Here is a 21732-nt window from a genome sequence, read left to right as displayed (position 1 = left end):
TTCTTATTTCTTTCAATATATACTGAAAATTTAGATTTATCAACCTAGGAAAAAGGATGTCTATGCATAAAACAACAAAATCAAGGGAGACTAGCAAATAAATGCTTGTTTGATTAATGAAGGCTTGAGGGGATGACCATGTCTATTTTTTCATTTATGTTTAAAAACGATAAGCAGCAACAAGTAAAAACGCTGCCGCAATTATTGCAAATTTTTAAGCAATCGAGCGACTTTGCTACGGTTGAATTCCAGACAAACGGATATCATTTTTGCATTTCTTATTTTGATTCATTGATTGATCCGAAGCTCTTGCAACAGCAGGTGATTTGCCGGTTGCAGCGGGATTTATCGTCTTATGCTTCTCTTGCTCTCGAAGACTTGCAGCAAATTATCCCTGTACAGCGAATCGAGGTGACGGCAGATGTTGAGATGATTGAAGCAAAGCTGCTAAAGGGATTTGCGATGATTCAGCTGAAAGGAGTCGCGGACCACTGCGCCCTTGTTAATTTGGCCAGCGAAAATCTAGGATTACGGCCAAATAATGATTCGGAAAATGAGTTTAGCGTGGTCGGTCCAAAAGTAGGATTTGTCGAGAATATTGGAACTAATTTACATTTATTGCGCCGCCAAATTGTGACTCCTCATCTTGTCTTTCGGGAATTAACGATCGGTTCGATGTCACAAACGAAAGTCGTTATTGCTTATATTGATGGAATTGTTAATGAACAAACATTACAGACTGTTGTGCAGAGAGTAAGTGAAATCGAGTTTGATATTATGTTTGACACATCGCTATTTGAACAAATATTATCAGACAATTCTTCATCTCCTTTTCCTTCATTTGTATCAAGTGAACGGGTGGACAAAATCGTATATGCGTTAATTGAAGGAAGGGTTGCGATTTTTTCCGATGGCTCTCCATATGTCATCACAGGGCCTTCGACGTTATTTGATTTTTTTACCTCTCCGGAAGATTATTATTTGCCGTGGCTTCTTGGTTCATTTTTTCGCTTGATTCGAATGATCGGAGTCATGTTTTCGATTTTGGCATCCCCCATTTATGTAGCGGTTTTAACCTATCATTATGAAATGCTTCCGAAGGATCTGCTGGGTCCGATTATTTTTTCTCGTTCCAACGTTCCTTTTCCGCCGATATTAGAAGTGTTGTTTCTGGAAATTACGATTGAGCTTTTGCGTGAAGCTGGGGCGCGCCTGCCTACAAAAGTAGCCCAGACCCTGGGGATTGTCGGCGGTATTGTCATTGGGCAGGCGTCCGTGGAAGCGGCGCTTACAAGTAATATTTTGTTGATTATCGTCGCATTAGGCGCCCTTGCTTCGTTCACGACGCCAATTTATAAAATGTCGAATACGATTCGGTTTATTCGGTTTCCGATTATTTTATTTGCTGCCTGCTGGGGAGGAATCGGCATTGTTTTCGCCGCCTGTTTGCTTCTGATTCATTTAGGTAAGCTACAGTCGTTCGGAAGTCCTTATCTCGTTCCTCTATATCCGTTTCGGGTTAAAGATTTTGCAGACAGCTTTATTCGTTCTCCTTATCATTTGACCGTAAAACGTCCAAGTTATTTACGGCCTTTGACATTATGGAGATATGATCCAAAAAAAGCGAAGAAGAAAAAAGATATTGATGAGTAGAAGAGGAGATGCTGATGAAACGAGCTCTCTATTTCATGTTGGTCGCTCTCTTAGTGCTTTCTGGATGTAAAAGCTCCCGCATCGTTGACCAAATTCAAATTATTCATGCGATGGGGTATGATGTGAAAAATGGCAAATACACAGGGACAGCCATCTATCCGACATTTAAGCAAGGACCGATGACGAAGCCGGACATTTTAACGACGGAATCATCGACGACGTATGATTTAATTCCGCGGCTTTCGTCGAAATCAGCCTTGCCGATTGAAGAAGGGCAAATACGGCTTGTGCTTTTTGGACAACAGTTTGCTAAGCAAGGCATTGCCGAAATCGTTCATAGCTTAGCAAGGAACAACAAGGTGGGGAGTCATTTGCAGCTGGCGGTCGCCAAAGGCGATGCGGAAGAACTGCTGCGCATCACCGCTGAAACGACATTGAGCGATACGCTCTATTTATCCAATCTCATTGAACAAAATATTCGTGAAATGAATTTGCCGAAGACGAATTTGCACATTTTTTTATACAATTACTTCGGCAAAGGACGCGATCCATTTTTGCCCTATTTAGAAAAAAAGGGAGATACCGTAAAGCTGGAGGGGCTGGCTTTATTCAAATATGGCCATTATGTTGGGAGAATTGATTTACGGAAATCGTTTCTTGTTAAGCTGTTATTGGATGAAACCAAAAATGGTGTTTATCAGCTGCCAATTTCACAAAATGAAAAAAAGGGGCGAGTTTTATTAGAAAATTTGTTTGCCCATAGTCATTATTCACTGAAAAAAGGCAGCTCTCCAGTGATCGATATTCATCTTCGCATTCGTGCCTCTATTCGCGATTATCCAATGTGGCTTGACCTTTCTGGACAGCGTTCCTTCCAGAAGGTGAGCGAGCAGATGGAAAAGAAGCTTAACCAAGATATTAAGAATTTGCTTTCATTCTTCCAAAAGAAAGGTGTCGATCCGCTCGGAATTGGTGATTTTGTGCGGAGCAAGACGAGACATTGGGATGAAGAAGCCTTTTATAAGCAATATCGACACTTGCAAATTCGCCCGCATGTAAAAGTTGACATTGTTCAAACAGGTATTGGTGAGTGATTGCATTGGAAAGGGGGAGTGTCATGCAGCAGACAGAGCATGAACGCTTTCATATTTCTCCGTTTTTTGTATTTTTTACGATTCATTGCGCGCAAATAGGAGTAGGAATTTTGAGCCTTCCCAATCTTCTCAATGAAGAGACGGGACATGATGGATGGATGAGCGTCATCATCGCTGGAACGATCATTCATATTTTGATATGGATGATTTATAAAATTTTTAAATCGGCCGGGGAGAATAAAGATGTCATTCAAGTGAATGTACAATACTTTGGCAAATGGATCGGAAATATGGTAAATGTAGTCCTGCTCGCTTACTTTTTTTCGTTCGCTTTAATTGTGATGCGGATCTATACGGAAATTATTCAGGTGTGGGTATTTCCGTTGATGGGAGCATGGCAGTTCTGTCTCATCATTTTAGTGCTAACGTATTATACGGTTTCCGGTGGATTCAGAGTTGTAGTCGGCTTATGCTTTTGGGGAGTTATGATCCCTCTTCTTATCATTGTTCCTATGCTAGTATTTCCGCTTGAATATGCTCATTATCGCAATTTTTTGCCGATCTTTGACCATTCTGTGCTTGAGGTGATCAAGGGGGCCAAAGCGTCGACGCTTGATTATCTCGGCTTTGAAATGATCCTGATGTATTATTCGTTTGTAAAAAATGCTCCTCAATCACATAAATGGGCGCAATGGGGCAACGCATTCACCACCTTTCTTTATTTAATAGTGGTTTGTATTGCTATCGTTTTTTATAATGAAGAGCAAATTCGGCATATTATATGGCCAACATTGACACTAGCAAAAATCCCGGAAATTCCATTTATTGAACGGATGGAGTATATTGTCATTTCAACTTATGTCATGGTTATTTTTCCGATTATTTGCTTAGCTGTTTGGTCGGTCACACGCGGATTAAAACAAATTATTTCGTTAAAGCAACGCATCTCATTGCCGATTATTTTACTTTTGCTATTTATTTCCTCGTTTTTTTTCACTAAGCGGGCTCAGATCGATCAATTTAGTAATTTAGTCTCAACCGTTGGTTTTTATGTGCTGGTGGCCTATATTCCGTTTTTATGGATCTATGTGTCAATAGCCAAGTTGTTTAAATCTAAAACTAGTGCAAAATAAAGAAATGTGATATAGTATGGAAGGAAAAAATGATGGATAGAAGAAATCCGCCCGAATGTCGGATCGGTGCGGGAGAGGTTCTAGAACAACCCTCTATAAAAAACTAGGGAAGGCTATATCCTTAGGGGGGGTATGGCTTTTTTGTTTTAGAATGCTCTTTCTTCTTGAAATAAAGAAAGGAGAGCGAAACGAAATGAAGAAGGAAAAAGCTGTCGTTGTATTCAGCGGGGGGCAAGACAGTACAACTTGCCTGTTTTGGGCCTTACGGCAGTTTGCTGAAGTAGAGGCGGTTACCTTTGATTATCATCAGCGGCATCGCCTGGAAATTGAAGTCGCTTCTGACATTGCACGGGAGCTTGGTATCCAGCATACGGTGCTTAATATGTCTTTGTTGAACCAATTGGCGCCGAACGCGCTGACGCGAAGTGATATGGCGATTGAACATCAAGAAGGAGAGCTTCCCTCTACTTTTGTTGATGGCCGGAATTTATTATTTTTGTCGTTCGCGGCCGTACTCGCCAAACAAAAAGGCGCGCGTCACTTAGTAACAGGTGTGTGTGAAACGGATTTTAGCGGATATCCAGATTGCCGAGATGTTTTTATCAAATCACTTAACGTGACATTAAATTTGGCGATGGATTACCAATTTGTTATTCATACGCCGCTTATGTGGCTTAATAAAGCAGAAACATGGCAGCTTGCTGATGAATTAGGAGCGTTGGAATTCGTACAAACGAAAACACTCACATGCTATAACGGGATCATGGCTGATGGATGCGGAGAATGCCCGGCTTGTGTGTTGCGCAAGCGAGGATTGGAGCAATATTTGCAAGCAAAAGCCGGGGTGGAGCAGCGATGATGCATCAGCTTTATCCGCAAGTATTTCATGATTATTGTTATGAACTGAATAAGGATATGCATATCGCTGCTGCTCATTTTATTCCGCATCAGCTGGCGGGAAAATGTGCCCATATTCATGGCCACACGTACGTCGTCAACATTACGGTAGCTGGGGATGAACTTGATGAGACGGGCTTTTTAGTGAATTTTCAAAAATTGAAACAGCTCATTCACGGCAAGCTCGATCATACGCTTTTAAATGATCATCAAGATTGGTTCGATTCTAAAAATAGTGAACATTTCCCGACGACAGAGGTTGTCGCACGAAAAATATACGAAGTGGTACAAGATTATTTGGATGCATTGCCTCACAAGCCAAAATGTTTGCAAGTATTTGTGCGTGAGACTCCGACAAGCTATGTTGTGTACCGCTCGAAAGCGGGTGACCGATAATGGGAAAGACGATTCCCGTACTTGAAATTTTTGGGCCAACGATTCAAGGAGAAGGAATGGTCATTGGCCAAAAGACAATGTTTGTCCGAACCGCTGGCTGCGATTATTCATGCCGCTGGTGTGACTCCGCTTTTACATGGGACGGAACAGCAAAGGAAGAAATTCAACAAATGACAGCTGAAGAAATTTGGCAAAGGCTTGCCGAAATAGGGCGTGACTGTTTTAGCCATGTGACGATTTCTGGAGGGAATCCCGCTTTACTTAAATCGCTTGGCGAGCTCGTTCGGCTATTAAAAGCAAAAGGGATCCGTGTAGCATTGGAAACACAAGGAAGCCGTTGGCAAGATTGGTTTTATGAAATCGATGATTTAACGATATCGCCAAAACCGCCAAGCTCAGGAATGAAAACCCATTTTGCGATATTGGATGAAATAATGGATAAGCTAACGGCCAACGGGCGTACCGTTCATATGAGTTTAAAAGTAGTCGTTTTTGATGAACGGGATTTTGCTTATGCGAAACATGTGCACCAGCGTTATCGCCACATTCCTTTTTATTTGCAAGTGGGCAACGACGATGTAGCAGGAATGGACGAGGCGATGCTGCGCACAAAATTGCTCAATCAGCTGCGATGGCTAGTAGAAAGAGTTGCGTATGATCCAGAAATGAACGATGTCCGCGTGCTGCCGCAGCTGCATACGCTTCTTTGGGGCAATAAGCGAGGAGTTTAATGAACAAACGAAAGGAGCATGGATGATGTCAGGAAGAAAAGAAGAAGAATTACAAGGTGTCACTCTCCTTGGCAATCAAGGAACCAAATATTTATTTGAATATAGTCCAGAAATATTAGAAGTATTTGATAACAAACATCCAGACCGCGACTATTTTGTGAAGTTTAATTGCCCAGAATTTACAAGCTTGTGTCAATGAGGGCACACTTCAGTGGTGACACTGTCGATTAAACCTTGTGAATTCAGGGGAAGAGAATAGGGGAAAACGATTTTGCAGGCAATATCATCAGCCGATAAAAGACTTTTATAGTTGATGAAAAAACGTCACTTGTATGTGAAGTTTCTCCCTGTTTCTCCAATCCTGAGCCAAGCCCTAAAAAGCAAACCATGCTTACTCGTGGGGTCAGATCCCATCGGTTGATTGGTTGTCCCTGTGCTGTATCCATGATAAGCAAACGGACATGCAGGAAAGCAAGCTAGTGACTTGCCCCAGTCACGCCAAAGCGTGACCGACGCACCATCTATCCACAACGGGGACAATGCTGAAGCAGCCAGATAGTTAGTTGTGCGCTATGCTCAACAAGCACCACGGGTTAAACCATATTCTTTTTAGGGAAGGTGCAGAGACTATCGAAATCACTTCATCATGAAGCGACTGAAGAGTAGTGATGAAGGAAGAGAGTAGAGTACATCGTGAGTTTGACGATCACGGTGGAAGCGCAAGGGTTCTTATCGGATATCGCAGTCGGATAAGAATAAGATATAGTCCACCTACTTTTTTAAGTAGCTGCCGAAAACTGGGCAACCAGACTTCGCCACTATCTACATTAGTTATATCCCTGATAAAAAATGTGTGGAAAGTAAGTCGTTGAAGCTTTATTTATTTAGTTTCCGCAACCATGGGGATTTCCATGAGGATTGTGTGAACATTATTATGAATGATTTAATCGAAGCTATGGATCCACGTTATATTGAAGTATGGGGAAAATTTACGCCGCGCGGCGGCATTTCGATTGACCCGTACTGCAATTGGGGACGTCCCGGAACAAAATATGAAAAAATGGCCGAGTATCGCTTAATGAATCATGATTTGTATCCAGAGAAAATAGACAATCGCTAAGCTAAAGCCTCCTCGCCTCCAAACGAGGAGGTTTTATTTTGCGCAGCGAAATGCCTAAGAGCGTACGGCCAGCATCCAGTTGGCATACTATTTGCTTGTCAACTATGCTAGAAACGAGAGAGCCCCAGTCCTGTTCATTCGTTTTCATTGGATAATCAACATGTCAAATATGGGCCTGATCCTCGTTTGGATAGCTGGCGATCGTGGCGCCCGAATATTCATTGCCCAACTTAAACCGTTTTTGCTTTTCATTATGTCGATTGTTCCATTCCAATCGCTATAGACCAAATTATAGGTTGGTTTTAAAAAAAGTAGTAGTTTTTTTTCGGAAACTTATATATAATGACAATTGATTTTTTTATTTGGGGGGTTTAGTCTTGGGAGACAGGACGGCTCTATTAATCGGAGCGAGCGGGTTAATCGGAAGCGAGCTTTTAATGCTGCTTCTCCAATCCGATGATTATCAGCATGTGACGATTCTAGTGCGTCGAGAATTACCGATTGAGCATCACAAGCTGGAACAAGTGGTCATTGATTTTAAAAGCTTGGAGAAGTACGAACGCTATTTTTGTGTGGATGATGTGTTTAGTTGTCTCGGAACAACGATGAAAAAAGCCAAAACGAAGCAGAATTTTATTCAAGTGGATTATGAATATACGCTGCGGGCTGCGGCGTTAGCGGAAAAATGCCACGTCAAGAGCTTTCTGACTATTTCATCTGTCGGCGCTGATCCGCAATCTCCGTTTTTTTATAATCGTGTTAAAGGGGAAACGGAAGAAGCTTTGCAACGGCTCGCGATTCAATCATTGCACATTTTTCGCCCGTCTTTGCTGCTTGGCGATCGTCAGGAATTTCGGTTGTCAGAAAAGGCAGCGGAGTGGCTTTTAAGCCACATGCCATTTCTGTTTATTGGAAAATGGCGCAAATACAAGCCCGTTGAGGCCAAGAAAATGGCTTTGGCAATGTTCCAGGCAGCAAGATCTTGCCCGAAAGGAACGCATATTTATGAATCGGATCAAGTCGCCCATATTTCGTAAAAAACCGGCCATCTGCGGCCGGCTTTTTTATTCGATGATTTTATAGTTTTTATGGTTTACAACCGTCCGTTCTTGTAAGTCTAATTCTTTATAGTTTTCCATGTATGTTAAATCAACGATGACAGAGTTTTCATTCACCTTTTCGACAATACCGCGCAAGCCGTTTTTAAACTCGATAATATTGCCTATCTCTGCTTTTTGCACCATATACATTCTCCTTTTTCATGTATTTGTTATAGTTTGCCTCATTTTCTTTTATAAGTAAAGACCCTTTGTTCCTAATTTTGAAAAAAGATGGCCTTAAGCCATCTTACTTGGCAAATACGTGATTGCCGATAACAACGGTTACTTGCTTCGAGCGCAGCCAACTGCTTTTCGCCGTTTTTGGATTATAGAAAAATAAGGAGCCAGATCCTAAACCGCGAAAAGCTAGGGCTTCTTCAACGGCAAGGTAGGATTCGCGATCTGCTGGTTCACGAATCGTTCCGTTTTGTACAGGAGTAAATGCATAATAGCCGCCTGAACGCTCATAAATGACATCCTTAATGGTATTCGGGAAATCAGGATGGTCTACTCGATTTAATACGACTGTGGCTACCGCTACTTTTCCTGCGAATGGTTCGCCTTTTGCTTCAGCATGGACAAGGCGCGCTAATAAATCTTTGTCACTGGCTGAAATGGTTGGAGGAATGAGCAGCCTTTCTCCTGGGAACAGCCAGTCGTTTTCTTTTTTATTTATATTTTTTAACTGGACAAGTGAAACACTATGTTGCTTTGAGATTTTCCAAAGAGTATCCCCGGTTTGAACGGTATAAACGGTTTGAGCCTGAGCATCTTTCGCAAACAACAATGCAGAAAAGCATGCAGCTGCTAAAGTGAAATGTTTAAGCTTTTTCATAAAATTACCTCCTTGTTGTTCGCTCGCTACTAGACTAACAAGGATTTTTATTTTGGTCATTATCTAAATGTTGGAAACATCTGTTTTTCGTTGATATAACAGCTTAAATAGCAACTTTGGAAATATTTTCACGGTCAAGTTCAGTTGATCTGTTCTCTCTGCATAGAAATGAGTGCGTCATTCCGCCTTTTCAATTTAGTGGTGTAATCTCGTGTAGCGATATAAAGAGGATGGAATGTGTCAACATGTTCCTTTTTTAGTGGGCGGGTATGACGATCGGACGACCGATCAATTCGTTTGTCTAAAAGGGGCGGTTGTGCGGTTCTCAGTCACGCTTTAGCCTGAGACAAGTTACCGACTTGCCTTCCGTCTGTGAGTTTTGACAAATACCGTTTGTTCATCATCTGCCATCATATGAATTTGGAGAAATGCCTTATTTTCTGATCAACGCCAAGCTAAATGTTTGATTTCTTACATTGATGCGGGTATTTTCTATAGGGTTTGTTTCCTTTTTTCCGAATTTATCGGTTCGACGAAAGGGACGAAGCTTTGTATTGTTATAGTACCGCGGAATTTACGAAAGCGCGCTTTTGGGAAAGGGTTTTGTAGAAGAGGATGTCGTCCTTTGCAAAATTAGAAAAAACATATCGTCCAATGATTATTAGTATGATAAAAAAACTGCATGTCACAAAAGAATGGGATGAATATTACCAAATTGGCTTAATTGCGTTATGGGAAGCTTCGTGCCAATTTGAGAAGGAAAAGGGCAGCTTTTCGTCCTTTGTGTACAAAAAAGTATATTGGGCCATGGTTTCCCATTTGCGTCGACAGTGTCATCGAAAAAAAAGGGAATGCACCTTGACGGATGGGTTGATCCATATACTGTTTGACGATCGAACAATTTATAAGGAGGGAATAGTGGAGCAGGCGCTCAAATCATTGACAGAACGGCAAAAAAAATGGCTGATTGGTTACATTATCGAAGGGAAATCATTAAAAGCAATTGCTGAAGAGGAAGGAGTGGCAGTTGGAACGGTGAAGCAATGGCGGGTTGAGGCGCTTAAAAAATTGCGCAAGCAACGATGGGAATAGTCAGTCGCCCCCCGGTATCCATAGACGGAGGGCGATTAACTGCGCGGATGTTCTAAGTAATGGTAGATAACGTCTCCACCATGCTGGGCAATGCCGCGGAAATGCTTAAAATCGCTGCGATTGACAAGGATTTTGCGAAATAGCAAAAAGTCCTCTTTTTTGACAAGCAGCTCGGAAATGTTTCGATCTCGCAAATCATCCAGCAATTTTGCTGCAAGCTTTTCGTCCATATCTCCACCTCCGAAGGATATTGTAACGCAGCTGGAGAGGTTTTGGTAGGATAAATACCCATTTTCCTTTCGGGCAAACACCCTTTACTTGTTCATTCATACAATATGATGGGTATGTATCATCGAACGTACCCATACTAAACAAATAAAAGGAAGGAAGAGAGAAATGAGTAATTGGAACCCATATGAGAATTATTCTGGTTTTTATGATAATGATTATGATGTCGAGGATGCATTTCGTCATGATAATAATGCGCCAGCTTTTCCGATGATGCCAACCAATAATGCGCCGGCTTTTCCGACGATGCCTCCAACACAAGTAATGCCTGTATCCCAAATGCCGATGCCAGTTGAACATGCATACATTCCTTCATGCGGTTGTCAACCAATGCCGACATGGTGCGGAACAGATCAATGGATGGGAGGATCTTATCCATTTGTTAATCCTGGGCATGTCGAAGTGGGATCAATCGTATCTCCGAATGCGGCGCCAATGCCTAATATGCAGCCAATGCCAGGCATGCAAAGTGCGCCGATGATGGGAATGCCGTATCCGATGGGGGGAACGACCGGACCAATGGGTGGCTTTCCTTCAAGTTCAGGCTGCTGCGGAGCACCATACTATCCATATCGATAAAGCAAAAAAAGACCGCTGCACAATTGTGGCGGTCTTTTAACTATTTATCGTGTGTTCATGGATTCGATGATTCCGCTGATTAAGCTAATATCGTTTGTTACTAAATAAGCAGGAAGCAAGGCGAGAATAAATAGCACCGTAATATAAGACATAAGTGCATTTTTGATAATTTTACTAATTGCCATTCAGATCACTTCCTTATTGCTTTTTTCTATTTTCACATTTTTAATAGTATTAGTCAACTATTTCTGAAAATTCTATATATTTCGTGTTCGGCAATTTTATATTTGAACGTTTGGAAACATTTTGATAAAATAAAAATATCATCAACAGCTGTTGAAGAGGTGGCAGCGTGAAAATAAGAAAGGCCAATATACTAAATGAACGGGAAACGGCCAATGTTTACATTTATGAAAATAAAAAAGAAGAGCACATTGTTGTTGCGATTCCTCATATGGAATGGTCGTTTTTGATTCGCTATGAAGAGGAAACAGAATTGTTGCGAAGTAAACTGCTTTCATCGCTTTCGAAGAAAGTGGAGGGAGCACAAGCAGAACTATTAGTGGACAAGCTTTTATATTGGGTCCGTGAAATGTAAATAATACAGTTGTACCGCAGAACCAGACAGGGCGGTGGAGCTTCATAGCTTCGCCGCTTTTACGTTATGATTATAGGTTAGGGGTTCGATGCAAAAGTGTTTATAAAGCAAAAAGCCGTGGTTATTTATTTAATATTTAGTATCGTTTGGATTATTGTAACGGACTTGTTCATGCAGCTTCTTCGTTTCGATCACTCCATGCAAATGATCGTGAATATTGGAAAAGGCGGGCTTTTCGTCGTTTTATCTGCCGTATTTCTTCATCAAATGATTAAAAAGGCCGAACAATTGAAGAAAACAGTAGAAGAAGAGCAGCAATTGTCGACATTGATTAATTCGATGCCTGACTTTGTTTGCTTTAAAGACAGTAAGGGCCGCTGGCTGCGTGTGAATGATTTTGGAAGGAAATTATATAATTTAGAAAATGTGGATTATATAGGAAAAACAGATCTTGATCTTGGCGAAATGGTGCCATTTTTTAAAGAAACGTTTCGATATTGTGCGCAGACGGATGAAGAAACATGGAAAAAGGGAATGATGACGAGGACGGAAGAGTCGTTCATGACCACAAATGGGGAATTTAAGACTTTTGATGTCATTAAAGTGCCGCTCTTTCACGAAAATGGAGAACGGAAAGGGTTACTGACGATCGGGCGTGATATTACGCAGCAAAAATTAGCAGAAACGTTATTGCTGAAAAAAGAAAAGCTATCGGTTGTTGGCGAATTGGCGGCGGGAATCGCCCATGAAATTCGCAATCCGCTCACTTCTATCAAAGGATTTATGCAGATGATGAAAGAGGCGAAGAAAACGAATGAATGGTATATAGAAATTGTACTTAATGAACTTGAGAGAATCGATCAAATTGTAAGCGAGTTGCTTGTGCTTGCAAAGCCGCAAAGCCACTGCTATAAGCCCTTTTTGCTGAGCGACGCGACCGGTTACGTTATTCATTTAATTAGCCATGAAGCGGTGTTAAACAATGTGGATATTTCCATCGAAAATACAGCGCCGCATGCACAAGTTCACGGTGATAAAAACCAAATGATTCAAGTTTTAATTAATATTGTGAAAAATGCAATTGAAGCAATGCCTCAAGGAGGAAGGCTGCGTTTGCATATACAGGAAGAAGGCGAGAATGTACACGTCACCATTGCTGATACGGGTGTGGGCATTGCGAAAGATCGTCTGAAAAAAATCGGCGAACCATTTTTTACATTAAAGGAAAAAGGAATGGGACTTGGCTTGACAACAAGCATGAAAATCGTTCAGGAGCACAAAGGAACGCTGCGAATCGAGAGCGAACTTGGAAAAGGAACGACGGTCCATTTGCTGTTGCCCTTATACCAAGAGAAAAAAGAGGCTGATCGTTAACGATCAGCCTCTTAGATTGTGGGTAGATGCTCCCATTCTTCGTTACGGACGGCCATTTTTTGATCTTTAAACAATATTTATCAAATGAAAGGTTCTAACCCAGCTGCTGTTTTATTTTTCAATCCAAGTTGTTGTTACATCAACTGGAAGACGAGTGGAGCGGTGAGCTGGGGCTGTGCTTTTTCCAATCGTAACCAGCATTACTGGAATATAGCGCTCGGAAACTTGAAATTCCTTCATGAATTTTTCAGCATCGAAGCCGCCAATTGGACAAGTGCTCTATCCTTTTGCAGTCGCAACAAGCATAAGCTGCATAGCCGCAAGCGAAGCATTTGTGAAAGCAGCATCCCGTGCATATTGTTTATTTTCATAAGCACCAGCAATCTGTTTTGCTAGCGTTTCTTTGATTTCCTTCGTCATATGTCCAGCTTCGACTAATGGATCGTATACGCTGTCAGTATTGCGATTGGCTTCAAGATCCCCAAGTACAGCAATAACGGCAGAAGCATCAACAATTTGCTGCTGATTATAAGCGATAGGCAGAAGGCGTTTCTGAGCCTCTTCACCATGAAAGACTAAGAAATGCCATTGTTGTAAATTCCACGCGGATGGTGCTTTACCTGTTAGTTCAAGAATTTCTTTTAGTTCCTCTTTGCTGATAGGGAAGCTTGGATCATATTTGCGGACGGATTGACGCTCATTTATTACGGTCAAAAAATCTTTCGTTGTTGATGTTTGCGTTGCCATTGGTATACCCTCCTACATCTGATTGTTAAAAAAAGAAATTAACTAACTTTTGGTAAGTAATATAAACAATCCTATCATAAAATTACTATTTGTATTTGTCAAATATTTTAATATCATCCCTGATAAGTCTTCCCTTTCTTAACGAAGTGGGAGAGGCTTATTCGAATATATGCCCCCACTAAAATGCATATAATTTTCGCTTTTTACATAAATCCAACTTGATTTTTCAACATGATCCAAAGCGTCCCCATACTAATAAGCGGAATGTCAATCTATCTAATGGATTTTTACGTAGTAAGAACACAAGTATGGATGAGCCATTATTTTACTAAAAATATGGAATGATTGAGCTAGGAATCAAACAATGTCAATTGGTTTTTATTGGAGCATCCACACGACTGTGGTAAGAATTTAGTTGAACTCATGTAGAAGTTTGAATTTATAGCTGCTCGGAAAGAAGCGCCTCTTTTTTTAGATGGCCGAAAACAAAAAATGCATGTTCCACCTATCCTTTTTTCTCGTTGATGCGATAGTAGAGATGAAAGGAGGTGAACGGGGGATGGCACAATCCATCATTCAGCAGTCGCAGCTGCGTTTAGTATTTGAAGCGGGTGTTGATGAAGCAGGCAAACCTATTTATAGACGGAGACAATTAAACAATATAAAAGTAACAGCATCTCCAGAGCAGCTTCTTGCTGTTTCTCAAGCACTTGCTTCTTTGCAAAGCGATCCGCTTGTTCAGGTCGAGCGCAGCGATCTGCATTTGATTACAAATGAAGGAGGGATGAGAGATGGAAAAGTCGTTGGAGCTACAATTTATTAACCAGCAAGGGAATGTGTTCCGGATTGTGATTGACCGTCCTATTGAGCCGGTCAATGCGCAGCACATATCTTCTGTTATGGATACGATTATCGCGGCCAATATTTTCACTTCAAGCGGAGGGGACCTTGTGGGAAAAAAGGGTGCGAGATTGCTGCAGCGCAATGAAGAGGAGATAGCGTTACCATAATCGGATAGGCAAGTCCGCCCAATGTTGATCAACGCTTTCATACCGTATCACTTGCCTCTCTACCCAATATTCTCAAGATCATTTGAGGAGAAAAACATGCGAAATGGCCGGTCGGCTTATAAAGCGACCGGCCTATTATTTAAACATGATTCTATATCAAATGGAGAGATTCATGTGGATGCGTATATGTCCCTTATTTCCGACGTTGGCTTTCCTGTCGTTGTCACTCTTTATCTGCTTCATCGAATCGAGGCTAAATTGGATGGTGTTATTGAATCCATTCAACGTTTATCTGAACAGCTAGCTGGCTTTCGTGCTGAATAATGTAAAATAAAAACCTGATCCTCGCATAGGGGGATCAGGTTTTTATTTTGGCTCATATTAAAACAGGCGATTTTTTGCCGAAATATAATAATGAGAGGGGATTGCAGCGTGAGATTAACATAAAGGAATGGAGAAGATGAAACATAATCAATTTGTTGAAAAGCTATTAGCGGATGAACAGTTATGGTTTACTGTAATGGATCAGCTGTTTGATATTGTCTTTCTGATGAAAGTAGAAGAAGGTCCTCGATTTCGCTATGTTCATGTAAGTCCTAAAGCGCTTCATTTAGCCAGTTTGGCCGAAGAAGATATGGGAAAATGCATCGACGATATTTATCCAAAGTCGGTCGCTGATCATCTAAATTCTCGATATCGTAAAGTAGTTGAAACAAAGGGTGTTGTGACTTACCGCGATCGGATGAATGTCACGAATGAGAAACGCACGGCCGAATCAACACTGATTCCAATTGTTGATGAAACGGGTGCGGTGTCCTATATACTTTCATTGACGCGGGATGTCACAGAGCTGATGCGTAAAGAGGAGCAATATGACGAAATTTATCAGCTTTTTCATTCATTGTTTACACATTCTCACGATGCATTTATTATGTTCGATTTAAGCGGGCGCATTTTACGCGTCAATCGTGAATTGGAGCAATTAGTAGGCTGGAAGCAGGATGAGCTTCTGGAAAAAGATATTGCACAGTTTTTACCAGAATACCGATTGGAACTAGAAAAAAGCTTACGACAGCTTCAAGCAGGGAAAAGTTTAACTTCTCTTCCATTATCGCTTGCGAATAAAAACGGAAAGAAAGTATATGTATCAGTAAATGTTACGCCGCTTTTTGGCAAAAACGGCGACGTGATAGCTGGTTTATCCATTATTAAGAACGTGACGGACTTAGTCGAAGTTCAGAAGCAGCTAAGGCGAAGCGAGGAGCTATATCGTAAAGTGGTAGAATTCCTGCCTGATACGGTCATGATTCAAGTCAACGGGATTATCACTTATATGAATCCCGCTGGATTAAAAATGGTAAACGCCAAACAGGTCAGCGAGGTAAAAGGAAAAAAAATAAACGATTTTCTTAAAAAGGCAGATAGCGATAGAGACGAATGGATCATGACCTCCTTGAATGGAGAAGAAAAAGTCGTGAAAGTGAACGAAATGACGATTCCATATTATCGGAAGAAGGCGCGATTTCTTGTGATCCACGACTTATCAGAGCAAAAAAGCAAAGAAAAAGAACTTGCATTTATGGTGCAATATGATTCACTTACAGGATTAGCCAATCGGAATTATTTAAGTGAAAAGCTAAAGGAGTTTATGCTCGCTTATAAAAATGTGGCGGTTTTATTGATTGATATTCACCGCTTTAAATTCATTAACGATTTTCTTGGATATTTAAACGGGGATGAATTGTTGCGGAAGGTTGCCAATCGCTTGAAGGAATTTGAATCTGAACGGACGTTTTTAGCAAGAATTAGTGAAGACGAGTTCGTGGTTGCCTTTGTTTATGATCAAAAGGATGAATTGAGACAGCTGCTTAGCAAGCTTGACGCCTGCTTACAGGAGCCATATTTTATTGCCGGGGAAAAGCTGAATATTACGACGAATATCGGTGTAAGCTACGCAGCTGATGCCGAGCGATCGGTTGAAACGCTCCTTAGCAATGCTCATAAAGCTGTTTATTATGCGAAAATGAATGGGACGAATCGCATTGTTGAGTATGATCCTCATATGCGCGATATTTTTGCCAAAAAGGTGCGCCTTGAGAATGATTTGCAGCAGGCGATCGAAAATGGGGAATTTTCTTTGTATTATCAACCGAAAGTGAATGTTGTAAGCGGCACTCTTAGTGTCGAATCGTTGATTCGTTGGAAGCACCCGCAACTCGGAATGGTCAGTCCGGCGGAGTTTATTCCGATTGCGGAGGAAACAAACAGAATTGATGAAATTGGGAAATGGGTGCTGCGCCAGGCGTGCCGCGATTTAAAGCGGTTGGAGAAAGCGGGATTTCCCCATCTAAAAATGGCCGTCAATTTATCAGCCCGACAGTTCCAAAATAAAGACTTGGAAGAAGTAGTATGCAGGATTTTGGCAGAGGAGAACATGAATCCGACTTCATTTATATTTGAAATTACGGAAACTGCTATTATGAAAGAGCCTTCGGAAGTAATCGCGATTTTGCAGAAGTTTAAACAGCTTGGTATCACGATTGCGATTGATGATTTTGGAGTGAGCTACTCTTCATTAAATTATTTGAACCGGTTTCCGATTGATGCTGTAAAAATCGATCGTTCCTTTATCCGGAGTATTAGCGAAGGGCGAAAAAGCGAGGAAATTGTAGAGGCCATTATTTTACTTGCACACAAATTAAATTTATTTGTCACGGCGGAAGGGGTCGAAACAGCAGAGCAAGTTCGTTTTCTGCTTGAAAAAGGCTGTGAGGAAATACAGGGATATTATTTCAGTGCTCCGGTTCCATTCGAACAACTGTTGGATACACTGGGGAAGGTACAAGAATTAATGAAGCCATGGCGCGGATGATGCTTATGATGCCGGTTTTTTCCTAATATTTTAGCCTGTATCTGTTGTCATGAAGGAGTTTCTGTTGTTACTAATAGACAAGCCATTTGATTGATAGTGAGATTGCTTAATGGCCGTTCTTGTCGTTTTCGACGATGGTCAAGCAGCCGATAACGAACCGCTTTCCAGCCCTGTTTATGGGCTGGAAGCGGCGTCGTTTGGACCGCTGTTACATAGATTTGTTATTTTTTTAAATAATAAAAAATATGCTGTTTCTTTTTCTAACCGGCTTAACCGTTATTCATTTCATTTTCCTCTCCACAAATCATTTCTAGTTTTCTCCCTGATTAAACTTCATGGTTTTTTAAATCCAGGCTTAATAAAAAGGTCCTTGTTATAGATGAGGTGACATCATTCTTGTCGTATTGGGTTATCGTGTACACAGAGCTGCCCATGATTGGACTGTAAGAGAGTATAAGTAGCGATGTGATGAAAAACGGAAAAGCGCATCAATCATTTCGATATGCGTTCAGGCGGTTGATAAGCACTGCGTTTTTCCGTTATTGGCTTCACCCGTCCGTTTATGAACGACTTGGTTCAATTTTTGTCTTCGTTTAGTTGTGTTTTCCTCGTTTGCTAAATGTTTTTATGATAGGGTGAGCCGGGAAAAATCAAAAGGAATGGACATGTTGTTTAGTGAAGCTGAAACCTTTGACGCACACTAATCGTATATAGTCCTGTTTGAACGTTTGAATAAGGGGAGTGAAAAATGTTTATTTTACAGTTGGCAGCTATTTTGTTTGCATCAAAGATAGCGGGGGATATTAGCGCACGACTTGGCCAACCAGCAGTGCTGGGAAAATTGCTGATCGGTATAATTCTTGGACCAACGGTATTAGGATTAATCAATGACACAGAAATTTTAAAAGAAGTCAGCCAAATTGGTGTTATATTGTTAATGTTTATTGCGGGGCTTGAGACCGATGTAGACCAGCTTAAACGAACGGGAAAAGCGGCTACCTATGTTGGGGTACTTGGAATCGTGGTACCGCTATTGCTGGGATATATGGCAGGAATTGCTCTTGAGCTCTCAACAATACAAGCGGTCTTTCTAGGGCTATTGTTGTCAGCTACAAGCGTCAGTATTTCCGTGCAGGCGTTAAAAGAGATGAACCAATTAAAATCAAAAGAGGGGACGGCCATTTTAGGAGCGGCTGTCATTGATGATATTCTTGTCATTATCGCATTAGCGTTTTTGATGAGTCTAGCTGGGGGAGACGTCCAGCTTGGTGCTGTGATCGTTAAGAAAGTGGTCTTCTTTGCGGTTGCCATTTTACTGGCATGGAAAGTTGTTCCGGTTGTATTGCGATTTTTTGCACCGCTTCGTGTTGATGAAGCTCTTATTTCCGCGGGATTAATCATTTGCTTTTCGTTCGCATATTTGGCAGAAGCGACAGGAGTTGCTGCGATTATCGGGGCTTATATAGCTGGACTAGGGATCAGTTTTACCGATTATAAAGAAGAAATTTTTCATAAGGTAGAAACCATTAGCTACTCGATTTTCGTGCCAGTCTTTTTTACTTCGATTGGTGTTGCTGTAGAGTTTTCCAATGTTGGCCAGCATCTTTGGTTGATTATCGGCTTAAGCGTACTAGCTATTTTGACAAAATTAGTTGGTGCTGCATTTGGAGCGAAATTAGCTGGATTTGAATGGAGAAGCTCATTGGCGGTTGGAGCCGGAATGGTTTCGCGTGGCGAAGTAGCACTGATTATTGCTGGTATCGGTTTGGAATCTAATTTATTAACGGCTGATTTATTTGCTGTTCTGATTGTTGTCGTCCTTATAACGACATTAGTGACTCCTCCGCTATTAAAAATGATTTTTAAGCGCGGCTCGATTTCTCAACCAGTCTGACGTGCAGCCCTCACAATCGATGAAGGAAATGAAAATGATTGTAGACAAAGTCAATATTGACTTTGTCTACAACCTGAGACTGGTTATTGAAACGGGCTTTTTGTTTTTTGACTAGCAGATATATTTTCCAACCTAAACCAATCGTTTTTTCGTCGATGACTTCCATGCCTTGCTTATGCTGGCTTATGGATAGGCATCATGACAAGATTGGATTGATCGTCGACTCAAATGCAAATCTCTATTTTTTGCCAAATAGTCACTAAGCGCCGAACAATCAGCCACTTCCCAGACAAATGAAACTGTCTGGAAGTGGTGTTGTTTGGTCGTCTAATTGTTGAAACTCCCACTTGGGAACAAAGGTGGAAGCATGAAGCGGTGCCTATATCGCTCGTCTTACGGTAAAAAATATGATGTTAAAATGGCATTCAGTTCATCAGCATGCCGTGTTGGAATTTGATGTCTAGCTTTATCAATATAGATGGCGCGAGCATGAGGGACGTATGCTTTAAAAATGGTTTCATAAGCATGGAGATAATAATCGCGATTGCCGTATATGATCAACAGAGGAACCGTTAGTTTTTCTAAATGCTCTGTGTTACGATCATGCAGCATCGTTTTATACATACCGAATAAATCCTTTTGATTGGCGAGCCGCGCATATCGTTCGATTGCTTTTTTTTCGTCTTGGCTTTTTCCGTGAGCGGTTCCTAATACTTTAGCAAGTAACGAAATGGCTCCGATTTTCGCTGTGCAAATGCCTAATAAAAATTCGAAATATAGCCATAATGTGCGTACTTCGGGGAACCCGCCGATTAATACGATCGCTTCCGTTTGTTCTGGATAGCGAAGCGCAAAAGCTTGCGCAACAGAGCCTCCACTTGAGTAACTGCAAATAATCGCTCGTTCAATTTGGAGAGAGCGAAGCAATTGATGAAGATCTTCCGTAAGCAAAGAAATCGTTATTGGTTTGTTTGAAGCGCTGCTTTTTCCGTTTCCTCTCATATCATAGGTGACAACGCGAAAGTTGGCTGTCAACGCTTGTTGCTTAGCAAAAACGTTGCTTCCCATTCCTGGCGGGTGAATAAACACCAGGGCTTTCCCTTCTCCTGCATCCGTATAATATAGGCGAATATCATTATCTATCGTCATGTATGGCATGTATAAGGTCCTCCATTCATTGAAAGGTTTGTGCTTTATCCTATTTTTATCGTCGCTGTTGAAAAAGCTTTGCTAAGCCTTATATTTTCCATTTTCCCATGACATAATGGATACGCGTGGCGCCAGATCCAATCGGTTTCACTGATCGTTCTCGCGCGGTAATCCATATGATGAATGAACCGTATTGATTCAAACCTCACGGTCAGGAGGCAAACCATCGACTTGTCTCGGCCAGCCTAAGCGAGCACGCGGCGATCAATAAGCCATTTGAATTTATCTGGAAGCGGTGTGGTTCAGTTGCCTGATCGCCGAAAGCGGCTCATCCCCTGTACATATAGGAGAGGAAATATTGAGCGCTCAAGCGATCATGCGCAACTAGCACCATGGGTAATGGATGACATGTTCATTTCAATAGTATGGATCGAAGGGAAAGAAATATCAGCCTTCACTTTCAGGGAATCGATTATTTATACAGATAAGGAGATCCGTAATCCTCTGTCACATTTAAATCGGGATATTCTGATGTAAAATGAACAAGAATAGGACTAAAATCTAAAGATGGATACGCTTGAAACAGCTGTTGGTCTCCATGACGAATGGCTTCAAGCGCAAGCGGCAAATTTTTTTGGAAAACTTGTTTTCTTTGCTCATTCGTTTCTTTTCCGCTATTTTTGTTTCCTACGTATACATAGAGGAATAAAATGAGTGTTTGCTTCACTCGTTTCCACTCAGCTAATACTTCATCGCGCGTCGGATGAAGATGTTCGAAAGCAAATGATGACCCAATGTACAAATAAAGATCATCAGTGTCGTCAGAATGGATTAACGTGTATTTTCTTGTATTAGGTGGAATGTGCAGACGTGCGTTGTTTTCCCATTGCACGTGAAGTTTTTTAGGATTTATCTGATTCATCATTCTGTCTCCTTTTTGTCTATAAATGAGGCTTAGCTTTTTAACGATTGTTTTTCGACGATTGGGGGTGACTTGAAAGACCGGTCCATTGCTCTTTCTGAAGCTGGCTGTTGCTCGATCTCTACTTATTAAATGGGATTTGTATAGTTTGGTTATATTGTATGTTTTGACAGCAAAAAAGCTCGCTTCGAAAAAAGTCGATTATTGACGAATGGTAAATCGTTGCGTAAGATGATAGTATTGTAAAC

23 protein-coding genes, 3 pseudogenes and 1 riboswitch are annotated in these 21732 nt (G+C 41.3%); of the genes and pseudogenes, 19 read left to right on the top strand and 7 right to left on the bottom strand.

Annotated features, from left to right (window positions below):
* Positions 1 to 138: 138 nt before the first annotated feature.
* The 9 genes and pseudogenes from GFC28_RS07090 (at position 139) to GFC28_RS07055 (ending at position 8061) form a co-directional block, all read left to right on the top strand.
* Positions 139 to 1653: a spore germination protein gene (locus GFC28_RS07090; protein WP_044746704.1), complete on the top strand. Its 1515-nt coding sequence runs from the start codon at positions 139 to 141 to the stop codon at positions 1651 to 1653.
* A 14-nt stretch (positions 1654 to 1667) separates the two neighbouring features.
* Positions 1668 to 2747 (top strand): Ger(x)C family spore germination protein, encoded by a 1080-nt coding sequence (locus GFC28_RS07085; RefSeq protein WP_044746703.1) that lies wholly within the window; start codon positions 1668 to 1670, stop codon positions 2745 to 2747.
* 23 nt (positions 2748 to 2770) lie between these two features.
* A complete protein-coding gene (locus GFC28_RS07080; RefSeq protein ID WP_044746702.1) occupies positions 2771 to 3880 on the top strand; it encodes a GerAB/ArcD/ProY family transporter in 1110 nt (369 codons plus the stop codon).
* A gap of 68 nt (positions 3881 to 3948) precedes the next feature.
* Positions 3949 to 3993, top strand: a riboswitch (PreQ1 riboswitch).
* Positions 3994 to 4073: 80 nt separating this feature from the next.
* A complete protein-coding gene (gene queC, locus GFC28_RS07075; protein WP_044746776.1) occupies positions 4074 to 4739 on the top strand; it encodes a 7-cyano-7-deazaguanine synthase QueC in 666 nt (221 codons plus the stop codon).
* Positions 4736 to 5173: a 6-carboxytetrahydropterin synthase QueD gene (queD, locus tag GFC28_RS07070; RefSeq protein ID WP_044746701.1), complete on the top strand. Its 438-nt coding sequence runs from the start codon at positions 4736 to 4738 to the stop codon at positions 5171 to 5173. Before queC ends, queD begins: the two co-directional genes overlap by 4 nt.
* Positions 5173 to 5904, top strand: coding sequence for a 7-carboxy-7-deazaguanine synthase QueE (queE, locus tag GFC28_RS07065; RefSeq protein WP_044746700.1), 732 nt, complete (start codon positions 5173 to 5175; stop codon positions 5902 to 5904). Before queD ends, queE begins: the two co-directional genes overlap by 1 nt.
* A 25-nt stretch (positions 5905 to 5929) precedes the next feature.
* A pseudogene (locus tag GFC28_RS18745) lies at positions 5930 to 6097 on the top strand (preQ(1) synthase); the annotation flags it as partial.
* Between the two features lie 597 nt (positions 6098 to 6694).
* Positions 6695 to 7024, top strand: a pseudogene (gene queF / locus GFC28_RS07060) (preQ(1) synthase); the annotation flags it as partial.
* A gap of 377 nt (positions 7025 to 7401) precedes the next feature.
* Positions 7402 to 8061: an oxidoreductase gene (locus GFC28_RS07055; protein ID WP_139788169.1), complete on the top strand. Its 660-nt coding sequence runs from the start codon at positions 7402 to 7404 to the stop codon at positions 8059 to 8061.
* A 27-nt stretch (positions 8062 to 8088) separates the two neighbouring features.
* On the opposite strand, the gene GFC28_RS07050 is transcribed toward GFC28_RS07055, so the two are convergent.
* Together GFC28_RS07050 and GFC28_RS07045 are read right to left on the bottom strand one after the other, a co-directional pair.
* A complete protein-coding gene (locus tag GFC28_RS07050; protein ID WP_044746698.1) occupies positions 8089 to 8268 on the bottom strand; it encodes a YkvS family protein in 180 nt (59 codons plus the stop codon).
* Between the two features lie 103 nt (positions 8269 to 8371).
* Positions 8372 to 8959, bottom strand: coding sequence for a cell wall hydrolase (locus GFC28_RS07045; RefSeq protein ID WP_044746697.1), 588 nt, complete (start codon positions 8957 to 8959; stop codon positions 8372 to 8374).
* Between the two features lie 615 nt (positions 8960 to 9574).
* On the opposite strand from GFC28_RS07045, the gene GFC28_RS07040 reads away from it, so the two are divergent.
* Entirely contained in the window at positions 9575 to 10051 is a 477-nt protein-coding gene (locus GFC28_RS07040; RefSeq protein ID WP_044746696.1) for a sigma-70 family RNA polymerase sigma factor, read from the top strand.
* Positions 10052 to 10086: 35 nt separating this feature from the next.
* Here the strand turns inward: GFC28_RS07040 and GFC28_RS07035 are convergent, their stop codons facing one another.
* Entirely contained in the window at positions 10087 to 10281 is a 195-nt protein-coding gene (locus GFC28_RS07035) for a hypothetical protein (RefSeq protein WP_044746695.1), read from the bottom strand.
* 166 nt (positions 10282 to 10447) lie between these two features.
* Between GFC28_RS07035 and GFC28_RS07030 the strand changes: the two genes are divergently transcribed.
* Positions 10448 to 10918, top strand: a complete 471-nt coding sequence (locus GFC28_RS07030) for a hypothetical protein (RefSeq protein ID WP_044746694.1) — start codon at positions 10448 to 10450, stop codon at positions 10916 to 10918.
* A gap of 44 nt (positions 10919 to 10962) precedes the next feature.
* Here GFC28_RS07030 and GFC28_RS19480 read toward each other — a convergent pair whose 3' ends face one another.
* Positions 10963 to 11103, bottom strand: coding sequence for a hypothetical protein (locus GFC28_RS19480; RefSeq protein ID WP_172798643.1), 141 nt, complete (start codon positions 11101 to 11103; stop codon positions 10963 to 10965).
* Positions 11104 to 11270: 167 nt separating this feature from the next.
* Between GFC28_RS19480 and GFC28_RS07025 the strand changes: the two genes are divergently transcribed.
* Both GFC28_RS07025 and GFC28_RS07020 read left to right on the top strand, forming a co-directional pair.
* Entirely contained in the window at positions 11271 to 11516 is a 246-nt protein-coding gene (locus tag GFC28_RS07025) for a YueH family protein (protein ID WP_044746693.1), read from the top strand.
* Positions 11517 to 11612: 96 nt separating this feature from the next.
* Positions 11613 to 12890 carry an ATP-binding protein gene (locus tag GFC28_RS07020; protein WP_156487515.1) on the top strand — a complete coding sequence of 426 codons (1278 nt, stop codon included), beginning with the start codon at positions 11613 to 11615 and terminating at the stop codon, positions 12888 to 12890.
* Between the two features lie 111 nt (positions 12891 to 13001).
* On the opposite strand, the pseudogene GFC28_RS07015 reads toward GFC28_RS07020, so the two are convergent.
* Positions 13002 to 13637: pseudogene (locus GFC28_RS07015) on the bottom strand (nitroreductase family protein).
* Between the two features lie 559 nt (positions 13638 to 14196).
* On the opposite strand from GFC28_RS07015, the gene GFC28_RS07010 reads away from it, so the two are divergent.
* The 6 genes from GFC28_RS07010 (at position 14197) to GFC28_RS06985 (ending at position 19413) form a co-directional block, all read left to right on the top strand.
* Positions 14197 to 14460, top strand: coding sequence for a DUF1659 domain-containing protein (locus tag GFC28_RS07010; protein ID WP_044746692.1), 264 nt, complete (start codon positions 14197 to 14199; stop codon positions 14458 to 14460).
* The gene (locus GFC28_RS07005; protein ID WP_044746691.1) at positions 14429 to 14647 is read left to right on the top strand and encodes a DUF2922 domain-containing protein; all 219 of its coding nucleotides are present in this window, start codon (positions 14429 to 14431) and stop codon (positions 14645 to 14647) included. Before GFC28_RS07010 ends, GFC28_RS07005 begins: the two co-directional genes overlap by 32 nt.
* A 186-nt stretch (positions 14648 to 14833) precedes the next feature.
* Positions 14834 to 14971, top strand: coding sequence for a YvrJ family protein (locus tag GFC28_RS07000; RefSeq protein WP_369818760.1), 138 nt, complete (start codon positions 14834 to 14836; stop codon positions 14969 to 14971).
* A gap of 136 nt (positions 14972 to 15107) precedes the next feature.
* Entirely contained in the window at positions 15108 to 17519 is a 2412-nt protein-coding gene (locus GFC28_RS06995; protein WP_044746774.1) for a bifunctional diguanylate cyclase/phosphodiesterase, read from the top strand.
* A gap of 109 nt (positions 17520 to 17628) precedes the next feature.
* On the top strand, positions 17629 to 17898 hold the full coding sequence (locus GFC28_RS06990) for a hypothetical protein (RefSeq protein ID WP_044746689.1): 270 nt from the start codon (positions 17629 to 17631) through the stop codon (positions 17896 to 17898).
* 369 nt (positions 17899 to 18267) lie between these two features.
* Positions 18268 to 19413, top strand: a complete 1146-nt coding sequence (locus GFC28_RS06985) for a cation:proton antiporter (RefSeq protein WP_044746688.1) — start codon at positions 18268 to 18270, stop codon at positions 19411 to 19413.
* 393 nt (positions 19414 to 19806) lie between these two features.
* On the opposite strand, the gene GFC28_RS06980 is transcribed toward GFC28_RS06985, so the two are convergent.
* Entirely contained in the window at positions 19807 to 20571 is a 765-nt protein-coding gene (locus GFC28_RS06980; protein ID WP_044746687.1) for an alpha/beta fold hydrolase, read from the bottom strand.
* 463 nt (positions 20572 to 21034) lie between these two features.
* A complete protein-coding gene (locus GFC28_RS06975) occupies positions 21035 to 21484 on the bottom strand; it encodes a staygreen family protein (protein WP_044746686.1) in 450 nt (149 codons plus the stop codon).
* Between the last annotated feature and the right edge of the window lie 248 nt (positions 21485 to 21732).

It is taken from the genome of Anoxybacillus sp. B2M1 (assembly GCF_001634265.1).
Taxonomy (GTDB): Bacteria; Bacillota; Bacilli; order Bacillales; family Anoxybacillaceae; genus Anoxybacteroides; species Anoxybacteroides rupiense.
Note: the sequence above shows the minus strand (reverse complement) of the source record. Positions and strands in the feature narration are given on the sequence as shown.

Bases quoted from the DNA above. Each gene is read 5' to 3' on its own strand.
- GFC28_RS07090 (WP_044746704.1), top strand. From the start codon at position 139: ATGTCTATTTTTTCATTTATGTTTAAAAACGATAAGCAGCAACAAGTA.
- GFC28_RS07085 (WP_044746703.1), top strand. From the start codon at position 1,668: ATGAAACGAGCTCTCTATTTCATGTTGGTCGCTCTCTTAGTGCTTTCT.
- GFC28_RS07080 (WP_044746702.1), top strand. From the start codon at position 2,771: ATGCAGCAGACAGAGCATGAACGCTTTCATATTTCTCCGTTTTTTGTA.
- queC (WP_044746776.1), top strand. From the start codon at position 4,074: ATGAAGAAGGAAAAAGCTGTCGTTGTATTCAGCGGGGGGCAAGACAGT.
- queD (WP_044746701.1), top strand. From the start codon at position 4,736: ATGATGCATCAGCTTTATCCGCAAGTATTTCATGATTATTGTTATGAA.
- queE (WP_044746700.1), top strand. From the start codon at position 5,173: ATGGGAAAGACGATTCCCGTACTTGAAATTTTTGGGCCAACGATTCAA.
- GFC28_RS07050 (WP_044746698.1), bottom strand. From the start codon at position 8,268: ATGGTGCAAAAAGCAGAGATAGGCAATATTATCGAGTTTAAAAACGGC.
- GFC28_RS07045 (WP_044746697.1), bottom strand. From the start codon at position 8,959: ATGAAAAAGCTTAAACATTTCACTTTAGCAGCTGCATGCTTTTCTGCA.
- GFC28_RS07040 (WP_044746696.1), top strand. From the start codon at position 9,575: ATGTCGTCCTTTGCAAAATTAGAAAAAACATATCGTCCAATGATTATT.
- GFC28_RS07035 (WP_044746695.1), bottom strand. From the start codon at position 10,281: ATGGACGAAAAGCTTGCAGCAAAATTGCTGGATGATTTGCGAGATCGA.
- GFC28_RS07030 (WP_044746694.1), top strand. From the start codon at position 10,448: ATGAGTAATTGGAACCCATATGAGAATTATTCTGGTTTTTATGATAAT.
- GFC28_RS19480 (WP_172798643.1), bottom strand. From the start codon at position 11,103: ATGGCAATTAGTAAAATTATCAAAAATGCACTTATGTCTTATATTACG.
- GFC28_RS07010 (WP_044746692.1), top strand. From the start codon at position 14,197: ATGGCACAATCCATCATTCAGCAGTCGCAGCTGCGTTTAGTATTTGAA.
- GFC28_RS07005 (WP_044746691.1), top strand. From the start codon at position 14,429: ATGGAAAAGTCGTTGGAGCTACAATTTATTAACCAGCAAGGGAATGTG.
- GFC28_RS07000 (WP_369818760.1), top strand. From the start codon at position 14,834: ATGTCCCTTATTTCCGACGTTGGCTTTCCTGTCGTTGTCACTCTTTAT.
- GFC28_RS06995 (WP_044746774.1), top strand. From the start codon at position 15,108: ATGAAACATAATCAATTTGTTGAAAAGCTATTAGCGGATGAACAGTTA.
- GFC28_RS06990 (WP_044746689.1), top strand. From the start codon at position 17,629: ATGGCCGTTCTTGTCGTTTTCGACGATGGTCAAGCAGCCGATAACGAA.
- GFC28_RS06985 (WP_044746688.1), top strand. From the start codon at position 18,268: ATGTTTATTTTACAGTTGGCAGCTATTTTGTTTGCATCAAAGATAGCG.
- GFC28_RS06980 (WP_044746687.1), bottom strand. From the start codon at position 20,571: ATGCCATACATGACGATAGATAATGATATTCGCCTATATTATACGGAT.
- GFC28_RS06975 (WP_044746686.1), bottom strand. From the start codon at position 21,484: ATGAATCAGATAAATCCTAAAAAACTTCACGTGCAATGGGAAAACAAC.